Here is a 12,414-nt window from a genome sequence, read left to right on the forward strand (position 1 = left end):
TCGCGTAGTCTGACCCCCGAACGAGTCGCGCAGGCGGACATGTTGGGAGGAGCAGGCAGTGGCGTTGAGACACAACCCAACGGCACGCCAGATGCGGCTGGCCATGGAGCTACGCAGGCTCCGCGATGGTGCCGGTCTCACATCCCGCGAAGCGGCAGCACTACTCGGCGTGAGCCCCGCGCAGATCAGCCAGATCGAGGCCGGCCTCGCGGGCGTGAGCGAGAAGCGTCTGCGCCGGCTCGCAGGCCACTACGCCTGTACGGACGACGAGTTCATCGATGCCCTGGTCCCCCTCGCCACCGACCGGACGCGCGGCTGGTGGGAGAAGTACCGAGGCCTGCTTCCCACGCTGTACTTGGACCTCGCGGAGCTCGAACACCATGCCACGTACCGGGCTGACGTCGAGTTCCTCTGCATCCCTGGCCTCCTCCAGACGGAGGACTATGCCCGCGCCGCTTTCTCCTACCAGGTACCGGCACTGCCCGAAGACGAGGTCGCGTTGCGGGTACGGCACCGTATGGACCGCAAGGTCGTCATCGACGGGCCGACTCCCGTCCCGTACAAAGCGGTGATCCATGAGGCGGCGTTGCGGATAAGAGTCGGCGACCGCGCTGCCGCACGGGCTCAACTCGTCCGCGTGCTGGAGCTGTCCGAAGCGGACCACGTCAGCCTGCGGGTCATCCCCTTCGACCTGGACGGTTTCGCGGGCGCTTGGAGCAACATGATGCTGGCGGGCGGTGCCGTACCCAAGCTGGACACAGCCGTTCGCGACGCACCCCACGGCACGGCGTTCATCGACTCCGAGGCACAACTCGGTGTCTTTCGAACGCTCTTCCGTAAAGTGGAGGAGGTGTCACTCGACCCCGACCGATCGCGTGACTTCATCCACAGGCTGGCCAAGGAATTGTGAGGCTCATCGTGACCACCCCGGCCAACTGGCGAAAGTCGTCCTACTCCGGCGGCGGCGAGGGCAACAACTGCGTCGAGATCGCCAACTCGCCAACACACATAGCCATCCGCGACTCGAAAACGCCCACCATGGCCACCCTCACCTTCCCGGCCGGAGCCTTCACCGCCTTCGTCAAGGCCCTGAAGAGCACCGGCACTCCGGAAGGCTGACGCACCCCATGTCCACCCCCGACTGGCGGAAGTCGTCCTACTCCGGCCCCGGCGACGGCAACGACTGCGTCGAGATCGCCCACTCCCCCACCCACATAGCCGTCCGAGACTCCAAGGCCCCGGCCGGAGGCACTGTCACGCTCCCGGCCGAGGCCTTCACCAGCTTCCTTGACGCGCTGAAGGGTCACTCCACCGTGACGGACTTCGCCAGGTTCCGCGGCTGATCCACCTCGTTGCCCCGCGCCGTCGCGAGTTCGCAGGCGAAGACCTGCAACGGGACCGTGGCGACCAGCGGCTGGAGCAGCGTCGGGGTGGCCGGGATGCGGATCAGGTGGTCGGCGTACGGGGCGACCGCCTCGTCGCCCTCCTCCGCGATCACGATCGTGCGGGCACCCCTCGCGCGGATCTCCTGGATGTTGGAGACGATCTTGTCGTGGAGGAGGGACCGGCCCTGCGGGGACGGCACCACCACGACCACCGGCAGGTCCTCGTCGATCAGCGCGATCGGCCCATGCTTCAGCTCGCCCGCCGCGAAGCCCTCGGCGTGCATGTACGCCAACTCCTTGAGCTTCAGGGCGCCTTCGAGGGCGACCGGATAGCCCACGTGCCGGCCGAGGAACAGCACCGTGTTCTTGTCCGCGAGCGAGCGCGCCAGCGCCCGTACCGGCTCCATCGTCTCCAGGACCCGCTCCACCGCGCCGCCGATCTGCGACAGGTCGCGGATCACCACCTGGATCTCGTCGCCCCACTTGGTGCCGCGGACCTGGCCCAGGTACAGCGCCACCAGATAGCAGGCCACCAGCTGGGTCAGGAAGGCCTTCGTCGAGGCGACCGCGACCTCCGGACCCGCGTGGGTGTAGAGGACCGCGTCCGACTCGCGCGGAATGGTGGAGCCGTTGGTGTTGCAGATGGCCAGCACCTTGGAGCCCTGCTCGCGGGCGTGCCGGAGCGCCATGAGCGTGTCCATGGTCTCGCCGGACTGGGAGATGGCGATGACGAGGGTCTGGGCGTCCAGGATCGGGTCCCGGTAGCGGAACTCGCTGGCGAGTTCCACCTCGCAGGGGATCCGGGTCCAGTGCTCGATGGCGTACTTGGCGATCATGCCCGCGTGGAAGGCCGTACCGCAGGCGACGATGACGACCTTGTCCATCTCACGCAGCTCGGAGGCGGAGATGCGGACCTCGTCCAGCGTCAGGTAGCCGCCCGCGTCGATACGGCCCAGCAGCGTGTCGGCGACCGCCTTGGGCTGCTCGGCGATCTCCTTGAGCATGAAGTAGTCGTAGCCGCCCTTCTCCGCGGCCGCCGCGTCCCAGTCGACGTCGTAGGAGCGGACGTCGGCGGGCCGGCCGTCGAACCCGGTCACCGTCACCCCGTCCCGGCGCAGCTCCACGACCTGGTCCTGGCCCAGCTCGATCGCGGAGCGGGTGTGGGCGATGAACGCGGCGACGTCGGAGGCGAGGAAGGCCTCGCCCTCGCCGACGCCCACGACCAGCGGGGAGTTGCGGCGGGCGCCCACGACCACGTCCGGCTCGTCGGCGTGCACGGCGACCAGCGTGAACGCGCCCTCCAGGCGCCGGCACACCAGCCGCATGGCCTCCGCGAGATCGGCGCTCACCGAGAACTCCTCGGCGAGCAGGTGCGCCACGACCTCGGTGTCGGTCTCGGAGTACAGTTCGTGCCCGCGCTCGGCCAACTCGGCCCGCAGCGCGGCGAAGTTCTCGATGATGCCGTTGTGGACGACGGCGACCCGCCCCGAGTTGTCGAGGTGCGGGTGGGCGTTGCCGTCGGTGGGCCCGCCGTGGGTGGCCCACCGGGTGTGCCCGATACCCGTGGAACCGGTCGGCAGCGGCCGGTCCGCGAGTTCCTTCTCCAGGTTGACCAGCTTCCCGGCGCGCTTCGCCGCCGCCAGCCCGCCGTCCGCGAGCACGGCGACACCGGCCGAGTCGTAACCCCGGTACTCCAGCCGCTTCAGACCGGCCATCACGACTTCGAGTGCCGACTGCGACCCCACGTATCCCACGATTCCGCACATGGGCGGCAGCCTACGGGCACGCACCCGGCGAAAGTGGCTACTTCGTGCCCGAAATCGGAAATTCCCACCGGGGCAGGAAGGGCCCCGGTGGGTCTCCGGATCACTTCAGCTTGGCGAGCTGCGCGTCGACGAGTTCCGCGGGGAAGTCGAAGTCCTTGCCCGAGGCGGCCGACGCGAGGTTGACAGCGGGGAAGTAGGCCAGGGTGGCGTCCTTGCGGACGACGACGGCCTTCACCGGCGCCTTGACGCCCTCGGCGTTCACGGTCTGGGTCACGGCGAACGCCTCGTCGGCGCCCGCGGGCGCCTGGGTCACGGCCACCTTGTCGATCCCCGTCCTGGTGCCGGCCGCGGTGTAGGAGTACCCACCGGCGCACTTCTCGGCGGCCGTCCGAAGGTCCTTCATCGCCTGCTCGGCGCCGCCGTCGTCGTAGGAGGCGAGGGTCACGACGACCTTCGACCGGTCGAGTCCGGCCAGCAGGGCGACCTGGGGGTCGGCGCCCGCCGAGGGCTTCTTCGCGTCGCCCAGCCACGAGCGCTTCACGGTGGCCGCGGGCGTGCCCACGTAACTGCCGGCCTGGAGGAGGGCGAGCGGCGTGCAGGCGGTGTCGCCGGTCTTCACCTTGTCCTGCGCGACGTCGTCCGTCGCCGGCAGCTTGGTGGTGACCTTGCCGCTCTTGACGTCCGCCTGGGTGAGCGCGGCCTTCTCCAGCTCGGCGGCGCCCAGCGCCTTGGCCGGGGCGGCGGAGGCCGTCTTGTCGGCCTGCGCGGTCCCGCCGTCCGCGGCCTTCTCGTCTCCGCTGCCGGAGGAACCGCCGCAGGCGGTGGCGAGCAGGACCAGAGCGGCGGTGGACGCGGCGAGCACGGTACGGCGGACCACGGGGGAACTCACGGAAGGGCACTCTTTCTCTTCAAGACCGGCGGACGGTCTCCGCGGCGGGTTACCGCGCACCCTACGTGCCGCGAAGCCAAAGATGATCATGAATCGGCCGCCCGGTATCCGACCGTGACGCCGGCGTGACCTCCGATCCCCCGCCTACGTGACACACCCCACCCCGCGCGCTGTTCGAACTCCGTTAACAATGGAATGTGATCTCTCCGGTCTCCTCGATGCCCCGGAGCGCCCACCGGTCCCGACCGGAGGCGACTCCCTACGTCGACCTCACCCGCGCCGAGTGGAGCGCGTTGCGTGACAAGACGCCGTTGCCGCTCTCCGCCGCGGAGGTGGAACGGCTGCGCGGTCTCGGCGACGTGATCGACCTCGACGAGGTACGCGACATCTACCTCCCGCTGTCCCGGCTGCTCAATCTCTACATCGGCGCCACGGACGGGCTGCGCGGCGCGCTGAACACGTTCCTCGGCGAGCAGGGATCCCAGTCGGGCACGCCCTTCGTGATCGGGGTGGCCGGCTCGGTCGCCGTGGGCAAGTCGACCGTCGCCCGGCTGCTCCAGGCGCTGCTGTCCCGCTGGCCCGAGCATCCGCGGGTCGAACTGGTCACCACCGACGGGTTCCTGCTGCCGACACGGGAGTTGGAGGCGCGGGGGCTGATGTCGCGCAAAGGGTTCCCGGAGTCGTACGACCGGCGGGCCCTGACCCGGTTCGTCGCCGACATCAAGGCGGGCAAGGACGAGGTGACCGCGCCCGTCTACTCCCACCTCATCTACGACATCGTCCCCGGCGAGAAGCTCACCGTACGGCGTCCCGACATCCTGATCGTCGAGGGCCTGAACGTCCTCCAGCCCGCCCTGCCCGGCACGGACGGCCGCACCAGGGTCGGACTCGCCGACTACTTCGACTTCAGCGTGTACGTCGACGCGCGCGCCGAGGACATCGAGCGGTGGTACCTGAACCGGTTCGGCAAGCTGCGCACGACGGCCTTCCAGGACCCGTCCTCGTACTTCCGCAAGTACACCCAGGTGTCCGAGGCGGAGGCCCTCGACTACGCCCGCACGATGTGGCGGACGGTCAACAAGCCGAACCTGGTGGAGAACATCGCCCCCACCCGGGGCCGTGCCACGCTCGTGCTGCGCAAGGGACCCGACCACAAGGTGCAGCGGCTGAGCCTGCGGAAACTATGACGTCTACGCTGCCGCCATGCTGCATCTGCGCCTGATCACACCGCCCGAACAGACCGACGCCGTGGTGCGTCTGATCGAGACGACGGTCGGCACCGCGCACCTCGTCGTGCTGCCCTCCGCCGCCCGCAGCCCGGCCGGTGACGTGGTCCTGTGCGACGTCGCACGCGAAGCCGGTGACGAACTCCTCGACGGATTGCGGAAGTTGGGGATCGAACGAAGCGGCTCCGTCTCCGTCGAGAGCCCCGACCTGACGCTCTCCGCCCAGGCCGAGCGGGCCGAGAGGGCGGCACCGGGCGAGGGCGCGGATGCGGTGCTGTGGCAGGAGCTGACGGAGGCCACACACGAGGAGTCGACGCTGTCGGTCACCTACCTCGCGTTCATCACGCTGGCCACCATGATCGCCGCCTGTGGCGTGGTGCTCGACAACGCCGTCCTGATCGTCGGCGCGATGGCCGTGGGACCGGAGTTCGGACCGCTGGCGGGCATCGGCACGGCCCTGGTCCAGCGGACCCCGCGGCTGGCACTGCGCTCGCTGATCGCCCTGCTGGCAGGGTTCGCGCTGGCGATGGCGGTCACGGCGGGCTTCACGCTGTTCATGGACGCCGTCGGGCTGTTCAGCAAGGCGAAGCTGGAGGGCCCCCGGCCCAACACCGCCTTCGTCTACGCCCCCGACGCGTTCTCCTTCGTCGTGGCCGTCCTCGCCGGAGCCGCCGGCACCCTCTCGCTGACCTCCGCCAAGTCCGGCGCCCTGATCGGCGTGGCCATCTCCGTGACCACCGTCCCGGCCGCCGCCAACGCGGCCGTCGCGCTCGCCTACGGCGACACCGCCCAGACCATGGGCTCGACGGTCCAGCTCCTGCTGAACATGCTCGGCATCGTCCTGGCCGGCACGCTCACCCTGCTCGCCCAGAAGTGGTTCTGGGCGAGGCAGCGCGAGCGCGTGTCCAAGGCCGGACAGGGCCTGCTCCAGAGCGGCAGGGGCTAGGGCCCCTCGGTTTGGATCATGCCGGGCTCGCGGGTCCTGGCACCGTTCCCCCAAGCTCTTCGAGCAGGGGGTACCCCCAGCCGCGTTGTCGTCGGTCGGCAGGGCTCCGCCCTGCCGCCCTCCTCCGCCTCGCGATGCACGGCACCGGATCCCGCTCCCTGATCCGGCCAGATCCAAACGAAAGACCCTAGCCGAGCGCCGACTTCACCGAATCGGCCAGGCGGCCCGCCACCGAGCGGGCCTGCTCGATGTCCGAGGCCTCGACCATGACCCGGACCAGCGGCTCGGTACCCGACGGGCGCAGCAGCACCCGGCCGGTCCCGCCCAGCTCCCGCTCCGCCTCGGCGACCGCGGCGGCCAGGTCGGCGGAGGTCTGCACCCGGGACTTGTCCACGTCGGGGACGTTGACGAGGACCTGCGGCAGGCGCTCCATCACGGAGGCCAGGTCCCGCAGCGTACGGCCGGTCCCGGCGACCCGGGCGGCCAGCAACAGGCCGGTGAGCGTGCCGTCGCCGGTCGTGGCGTGGTCCAGGATGATGACGTGGCCGGACTGCTCGCCGCCGAGGGCGTAGTCCTTGTCCTTCATCTCCTCCAGGACGTAGCGGTCGCCGACGGCGGTCTGCACGAACTGGATGCCCTCGCGCTCCATGGCCAGCTTGAAGCCCAGGTTCGACATCACGGTCGCGACGACGGTGTCGGAGCGCAGTGCGGAACGCTCCCGCATCGCCAGCGCGAGCACGGACAGGATCTGGTCGCCGTCGACCTCCTCGCCCGTGTGGTCCACGGCCAGGCAGCGGTCGGCGTCGCCGTCGTGCGCGATGCCGAGGGCGGCGCCGTGCTCGACGACGGCGGCCTTGAGCGGGCCGAGGTGGGTCGAGCCGCAGCCGTCGTTGATGTTGAGGCCGTCCGGGTCGGCGCCGATGGTGACGACCTCGGCCCCGGCACGCCGGAAGGCCTCGGGCGAGACGCCGGACGCGGCGCCGTGCGCCTCGTCGAGCACGATCTTCAGTCCGTCGAGCCGGTTCGGCAGGACGCCGACGAGGTGGCCGACGTAGCCGTCGGAGCCCTCGTCGTAGTCGCGTACCCGGCCCACACCGGCGCCCGTCGGGCGGTTCCAGGGCGCGCCGGTGCGGTGCTCCTCGTAGACGGACTCGATCCGGTCCTCCAGCTCGTCGGCGAGCTTGTGACCGCCCCGGGCGAAGAACTTGATGCCGTTGTCGGGCATGGCGTTGTGGCTGGCCGAGAGCATCACGCCGAGGTCGGCGCCGAGCGACCCGGTCAGGTACGCCACCGCCGGCGTCGGCAGCACGCCGACCCGCAGGACGTCCACGCCCGCGCTCGCCAGGCCCGCGACCACGGCCGCCTCCAGGAACTCCCCGGACGCGCGCGGATCCCGCCCGACCACCGCCGTCGGCCGGTGGCCTTCGAAGGTGCCCGCCTCGGCCAGTACGTGCGCCGCCGCGACCGAGAGGCCGAGCGCCAGCTCGGCGGTCAGGTCCGCGTTGGCGACGCCACGGACGCCGTCCGTGCCGAAGAGTCGTCCCACTTGTCCTCCTGAGGAAGCGTCAGTTCGAGAAGGGGCCGGTCCGTGGGCCGGTCCATGGCATTCGACGCTCCGGGCATCCGATCACACCAGCCGTTGAGCACCTTGTGCCGTTATACGCCGAAGCCTTGCGATAAACGAACGCCCCGGAGGCACATAGGCGTGCCGCCGGGGCGTTCGGAGTACGTGCAGGGGCGCCGCTGAGATTAGCGCTTGCTGTACTGCGGGGCCTTGCGGGCCTTCTTCAGACCGGCCTTCTTGCGCTCGACCGCACGGTCGTCACGACGCAGGAAGCCCGCCTTCTTCAGCGCGCCGCGGTTGTTGTCGACGTCGGCCTCGTTCAGGGCGCGGGCGACACCGAGACGGAGGGCACCGGCCTGGCCGGAGACGCCGCCACCGGCGATGCGGGCGATGACGTCGTAACGGCCCTCGAGCTCGAGCACCTTGAAGGGCTCGTTGACTTCCTGCTGGTGCACCTTGTTCGGGAAGTAGTCCTCGAGGGTGCGACCGTTGATCTTCCACTTGCCGGAGCCCGGAACGATCCGGACGCGGGCAATGGCGTTCTTGCGGCGGCCCAGGCCGGCGGCCGGCTGCGGCTCGCCGAAGCGGGAGGCCATGGACTCCGAGGTGTACTCGCCCTCGACGGGGACCTCGGACTCGGTGGTGTAGCTGTCGATGTCAAGCTCTTCGAGCGGCTGCTCGGCAGTGGTCTCGGCCACGATTCTCCTCAGATTCTCTTCAGTCTTAGGGGGTGGCCGGACTTACTGCGCGACCTGGGTGATCTCGAACGGCACCGGCTGCTGGGCGCCGTGCGGGTGCTGGTCACCCTTGTAGACCTTCAGCTTCGAGAGCATCTGACGGCCCAGGGAGTTCTTGGGGAGCATGCCCTTGACGGCCTTCTCGACGGCCTTCTCGGGGTTCTTGTCGAGCAGCTCGTCGTAACGGACGGAGCGCAGGCCACCCGGGTAGCCGGAGTGGCGGTACGCCATCTTCTGGGTCCGCTTGTTGCCGGAGAGGTGCACCTTGTCCGCGTTGATGATGATGACGAAGTCACCAGCGTCGACGTGCGGCGCGTAGATCGGCTTGTGCTTGCCCCGCAGAAGGGTGGCGGCAGTGGACGCCAGGCGGCCCAGGACGACGTCCTGGGCGTCAATGACGTGCCACTGGCGCGTGATGTCGCCGGGCTTGGGGCTGTACGTACGCACGGTTCGTAGCCTTCGCTATCTTCAGTGAGTGGTCCTGACAAGGTCACCGAAGACGATCACGACAGCCCTGACCGCACCACGGTGACGCAAACCGCGTGCTGGTCGCTGGTCATCGGCCCGGTGGACCGGTGTAAGGGCCCGTCCCGTGAGAATGAGCAAGCCAATACACAACGAAGAAGCAGGATACCCGTGGCGCCCTGGAACGGTCAAAACGGTGTGCGACCGCGGGTCCCGGCGGTTCCGGCACCTCGTTCCCGGCCGCTCGACGGCCGGCACCGGCCGGCGGCGTGTCGCTTTGTACCGGCGTGCACCTAAGGCCCCGGGAGGGCCGGCGGCGGGCGCGCGGAGGGCCCTCGGACCCCGTCTAAGATGCGCCCCATGAGTTATGGGCAGGGGGGCTCGCAGTCCCAGTGGGATCCCTGGAAACCGAATTCTGAGCAGTCGCGGAGCAGCGGGGGCAGTGACCAGACCCCGGACTGGGCTGCGCTCGCCGAGGCCTCGGAGGCACGGAACAGAAGGCGCCGGCTGCTGTTCGTCGGCGGTGGCCTGCTGGCCACCGTCGGGATCGGCGCGGCCGTCGCCATGGCCGTGGTGTCGGCGAACGGCGACAACGACGCGTCGGGCGGCCCGGCCACCCGGTTGCCGGGCACCGCCGCCCTGCCGAGCGAGTCCGCCACGGGGCCGTCCTTCGCCCCGACCACCGCACCGCCGCCGCTGGACCCGAAGGACTTCATATCCAGCGCGAAGAAGGACACGGCCCCCCTCAGCACGGACACGCTCTTCCCGGGCACCCAGCTGACCATGGGCGAGACCGTGTACAAGAAGGGCCCCACGGACGACGCCAAGAGCTGCGCCACGGCCGCCCAGGGCACGCTCGTCAAGGCCCTCACGGACAACGACTGCACCCGCCTGCTGCGGGTGACCTACAGCCAGGGCGGCGTCGCGGTCACGGTTGGCATCGCGGTTTTCGACACCGAGGCGCAGGCGCTCAAGGCGAAGAGCGAGACGGACACGAAGAGCATCATCAAGCCGCTGTCCGGCAGCGGCGTCAAGGCCTTCTGCAACGGCGCCGTCTGCCGCTCCACGACCAACTCCTACGGCCGCTACGCCTACTTCACCCTCACCGGCTTCACCAACGGCACGAGCGTGACGAACAAGGACACCGCGGCCTTCCGGGCCGGCGACGACCTCGCCGAGTTCTCCTTCCAGCAGATCCGCCGGCGCGGCGAGACCCAGGCGTCGGCCGCGGCCAACCAGTAGCCGGCCGCCCGCCGCGGCGCGGCGGGCGGCACACGGGGGACCGGCGGACCGCCGCTCAGCAGCAGCCGGCCGCCGGCAGGGACCGCTTGTTGCGCGCCTCCCGGCTGCGCGCGGCGAGCAGCTCGTCGGCCGGGTAACCGACCTCCTCCAGGGTCAGCCCGTGCGGCCGCACGACGTGCACGGCGGAGTCCCGCACGCCCGCGGCCAGCACCTTTCCTGGCCAGTCCGGCGCACGGTGGCCGTCCCCGACGAACAGCAGCGCCCCGATGAGCGAGCGCACCATGTTGTGGCAGAACGCGTCGGCCCGGACGGTCGCCGTGATGATGCCGTCGCCGCCGCGTTCGAGGCTCAGCTCCTGGAGCGTGCGGATGGTGGTCGCGCCCTCGCGCCTCTTGCAGTAGGCGGCGAAGTCGTGCTCGCCCAGCAGCCGCCGCGCGGCCTCGTTCATGGCCTCGACGTCGAGGGGCCAGTCGTGCCACAGGACGTGGCCCCGCAGCAGCGGGTCGACACCGCCGGGATTGTCGGTGACGCGGTAGGCGTACCGGCGCCAGACGGCCGAGAACCGGGCGTTGAAGCCGCTGGGCGCGGGCCGCAGCGCCCACACCCGCACATCCCTGGGGAGCCGCCCGGCGAGTCGCTTGAGCAGCTTCTCGTGGTGCTCGCGCCAGACACGCTCGGGCAGGTCCACGTGCGCCACCTGGCCCCGCGCGTGCACCCCGGCGTCGGTCCGTCCGGCCACGGTCAGCTCGTACGTCTCCACGGACCGCGTGACCGTGCGCAGCGCGTCCTCGATCTCCCCCTGCACGGTCCGCCTGCCGCCGGCCTGCTTGGCCCAGCCGTGGAAGGCGGTGCCGTCGTAGGACAGGTCGAGACGGACGCGGACATGACCGGGCTGTACTTCGTCACTCACGTGCAGATCCTCTCAGGGCGGATCCCTCGGAAAAAACGTGAAAGCGGGCCCGCCCCGAAGGGCGGACCCGCTTCCGGCGTCAGGCAGAGCCTCAGGCGTCCTTCGACTCCTCGGCAGCGGCCTCCTCGGCCGGGGCCTCGGTGGTCTCCTGAGCCTTGGCCTCCTCGGCCTCCTTGACCGCACGCTTGGTGGCGGCCTCGGCCTCACCCACGGCGTTCTGCTGCACCGTCAGCGCCTCGACCAGCTCGATCACGGCCATGGGCGCGTTGTCGCCACGGCGGTTGCCGATCTTGGTGATGCGGGTGTAGCCACCCGGACGGTTCTCGTAACGCGGGCCGATCTCGGTGAAGAGCGTGTGGACGATGCTCTTGTCCGTGATGACCTGGAGCACCTGGCGGCGGTTGTGAAGGTCGCCCTTCTTCGCCTTGGTGACCAGACGCTCGGCGTACGGGCGCAGGCGGCGGGCCTTCGCCTCGGTGGTGGTGATGCGGCCGTGCTCGAACAGCGCCTTCGCGAGGTTCGCGAGGAGCAGCTTCTCGTGCGCGGCGCTGCCGCCCAGACGGGCACCCTTGGCGGGCTTCGGCATGGTTCTTCTCCTAGTTGTCTGCCCCGGCCGTATCAGGTACCGGGGTCAGTATCCGAGCGAGCGGTCGCCCGTCGGAGATCCAGATGCTCCCGAAGGGGCATCTGGAAGGGGTGCGGGGCCGCTACATTATGCGGCTCCGCCGTGCGGGCGCGGCCGGCCACAGCCGGCCCGCAGTCACAGTACGGCCTCCTCGCGGAGCGCTCAGTACTGCTCGGTCTCGACGAAACCGGCGTCCGCGTCGTCGTCGGCGCCGAACGCGTCCGCCGCGGCGGTCGGGTCGAATCCGGGCGGGCTGTCCTTCAGGGCCAGGCCCATGCCGGCCAGCTTCGCCTTGACCTCGTCGATGGACTTCGCACCGAAGTTGCGGATGTCCAGCAGGTCGGCCTCGGAGCGGGCGACGAGCTCACCCACCGAGTGGATGCCCTCACGCTTGAGGCAGTTGTAGGAGCGGACCGTGAGCTCCAGCTCCTCGATCGGCAGCGCCAGGTCGGCGGCCAGGGCGGCGTCCGTCGGGGACGGACCCATGTCGATGCCCTCGGCGTCGATGTTCAGCTCGCGGGCCAGACCGAACAGCTCCACCAGGGTCTTGCCGGCGGACGCCATGGCGTCACGCGGACGCATGGCCTGCTTGGTCTCGACGTCGACGATCAGCTTGTCGAAGTCGGTGCGCTGCTCGACACGCGTGGCCTCGACCTTGT

General features: G+C 70.1%; 14 protein-coding genes. 6 read left to right on the forward strand and 8 right to left on the reverse strand.

From position 1 onward, the window contains the following. Positions 1 to 58: 58 nt before the first annotated feature. From ACIQMV_RS34465 to ACIQMV_RS34475, 3 genes are read left to right on the forward strand one after another with little or no spacing between them, the layout of a single operon-like run. Positions 59 to 910 carry a helix-turn-helix domain-containing protein gene (locus ACIQMV_RS34465; RefSeq protein ID WP_402597116.1) on the forward strand — a complete coding sequence of 284 codons (852 nt, stop codon included), beginning with the start codon at positions 59 to 61 and terminating at the stop codon, positions 908 to 910. An 8-nt stretch (positions 911 to 918) separates the two neighbouring features. Further along, positions 919 to 1,119, forward strand: coding sequence for a DUF397 domain-containing protein (locus tag ACIQMV_RS34470; RefSeq protein WP_141366354.1), 201 nt, complete (start codon positions 919 to 921; stop codon positions 1,117 to 1,119). Between the two features lie 8 nt (positions 1,120 to 1,127). Further along, positions 1,128 to 1,343, forward strand: coding sequence for a DUF397 domain-containing protein (locus ACIQMV_RS34475; RefSeq protein ID WP_402597117.1), 216 nt, complete (start codon positions 1,128 to 1,130; stop codon positions 1,341 to 1,343). Here the strand turns inward: ACIQMV_RS34475 and glmS are convergent. Continuing rightward, positions 1,304 to 3,151 carry a glutamine--fructose-6-phosphate transaminase (isomerizing) gene (gene glmS, locus ACIQMV_RS34480; RefSeq protein WP_141359343.1) on the reverse strand — a complete coding sequence of 616 codons (1,848 nt, stop codon included), beginning with the start codon at positions 3,149 to 3,151 and terminating at the stop codon, positions 1,304 to 1,306. The genes ACIQMV_RS34475 and glmS overlap by 40 nt on opposite strands. 100 nt (positions 3,152 to 3,251) lie before the next feature. After that, complete coding sequence (locus tag ACIQMV_RS34485; protein ID WP_402597118.1) at positions 3,252 to 4,040, reverse strand: hypothetical protein; 789 nt, start codon at positions 4,038 to 4,040, stop codon at positions 3,252 to 3,254. A gap of 218 nt (positions 4,041 to 4,258) precedes the next feature. Here ACIQMV_RS34485 and coaA point away from each other — a divergent pair, with 218 nt between their 5' ends. Both coaA and ACIQMV_RS34495 read left to right on the forward strand, forming a co-directional pair. Continuing rightward, the gene (gene coaA / locus ACIQMV_RS34490) at positions 4,259 to 5,227 is read left to right on the forward strand and encodes a type I pantothenate kinase (protein WP_402597125.1); all 969 of its coding nucleotides are present in this window, start codon (positions 4,259 to 4,261) and stop codon (positions 5,225 to 5,227) included. A 16-nt stretch (positions 5,228 to 5,243) separates the two neighbouring features. Beyond that, the gene (locus ACIQMV_RS34495) at positions 5,244 to 6,212 is read left to right on the forward strand and encodes a DUF389 domain-containing protein (RefSeq protein WP_402597119.1); all 969 of its coding nucleotides are present in this window, start codon (positions 5,244 to 5,246) and stop codon (positions 6,210 to 6,212) included. A gap of 187 nt (positions 6,213 to 6,399) precedes the next feature. Here ACIQMV_RS34495 and glmM read toward each other — a convergent pair whose 3' ends face one another. The 3 genes from glmM to rplM all read right to left on the reverse strand — a co-directional run bounded on the left by glmM (position 6,400) and on the right by rplM (position 8,960). Continuing rightward, a complete protein-coding gene (gene glmM / locus ACIQMV_RS34500; RefSeq protein WP_402597120.1) occupies positions 6,400 to 7,758 on the reverse strand; it encodes a phosphoglucosamine mutase in 1,359 nt (452 codons plus the stop codon). A gap of 203 nt (positions 7,759 to 7,961) precedes the next feature. Then, complete coding sequence (gene rpsI / locus ACIQMV_RS34505) at positions 7,962 to 8,474, reverse strand: 30S ribosomal protein S9 (RefSeq protein ID WP_095750302.1); 513 nt, start codon at positions 8,472 to 8,474, stop codon at positions 7,962 to 7,964. Positions 8,475 to 8,516: 42 nt separating this feature from the next. After that, on the reverse strand, positions 8,517 to 8,960 hold the full coding sequence (gene rplM, locus ACIQMV_RS34510; protein WP_141359353.1) for a 50S ribosomal protein L13: 444 nt from the start codon (positions 8,958 to 8,960) through the stop codon (positions 8,517 to 8,519). A 378-nt stretch (positions 8,961 to 9,338) separates the two neighbouring features. On the opposite strand from rplM, the gene ACIQMV_RS34515 reads away from it, so the two are divergent. After that, on the forward strand, positions 9,339 to 10,220 hold the full coding sequence (locus ACIQMV_RS34515; protein ID WP_402597121.1) for a hypothetical protein: 882 nt from the start codon (positions 9,339 to 9,341) through the stop codon (positions 10,218 to 10,220). 55 nt (positions 10,221 to 10,275) lie between these two features. Here the strand turns inward: ACIQMV_RS34515 and truA are convergent, their stop codons facing one another. The 3 genes from truA to ACIQMV_RS34530 all read right to left on the reverse strand — a co-directional run. Then, complete coding sequence (truA, locus tag ACIQMV_RS34520; protein WP_141359357.1) at positions 10,276 to 11,130, reverse strand: tRNA pseudouridine(38-40) synthase TruA; 855 nt, start codon at positions 11,128 to 11,130, stop codon at positions 10,276 to 10,278. Positions 11,131 to 11,221: 91 nt separating this feature from the next. Beyond that, positions 11,222 to 11,716: a 50S ribosomal protein L17 gene (rplQ, locus tag ACIQMV_RS34525; RefSeq protein ID WP_100569758.1), complete on the reverse strand. Its 495-nt coding sequence runs from the start codon at positions 11,714 to 11,716 to the stop codon at positions 11,222 to 11,224. 201 nt (positions 11,717 to 11,917) lie between these two features. Continuing rightward, positions 11,918 to 12,414 (reverse strand): DNA-directed RNA polymerase subunit alpha C-terminal domain-containing protein (locus tag ACIQMV_RS34530; RefSeq protein WP_388345496.1); only part of this gene is annotated, 497 nt, incomplete at its 5' end.

It is taken from the genome of Streptomyces sp. NPDC091412 (assembly GCF_044756885.1).
In the GTDB taxonomy this organism is placed as follows: domain Bacteria; phylum Actinomycetota; class Actinomycetes; order Streptomycetales; family Streptomycetaceae; genus Streptomyces.

Bases quoted from the DNA above. Each gene is read 5' to 3' on its own strand.
- ACIQMV_RS34475 (WP_402597117.1), top strand. From the start codon at position 1,128: ATGTCCACCCCCGACTGGCGGAAGTCGTCCTACTCCGGCCCCGGCGAC.
- glmS (WP_141359343.1), bottom strand. From the start codon at position 3,151: ATGTGCGGAATCGTGGGATACGTGGGGTCGCAGTCGGCACTCGAAGTC.
- coaA (WP_402597125.1), top strand. From the start codon at position 4,259: ATGCCCCGGAGCGCCCACCGGTCCCGACCGGAGGCGACTCCCTACGTC.
- ACIQMV_RS34495 (WP_402597119.1), top strand. From the start codon at position 5,244: ATGCTGCATCTGCGCCTGATCACACCGCCCGAACAGACCGACGCCGTG.
- ACIQMV_RS34515 (WP_402597121.1), top strand. From the start codon at position 9,339: ATGAGTTATGGGCAGGGGGGCTCGCAGTCCCAGTGGGATCCCTGGAAA.
- rplQ (WP_100569758.1), bottom strand. From the start codon at position 11,716: ATGCCGAAGCCCGCCAAGGGTGCCCGTCTGGGCGGCAGCGCCGCGCAC.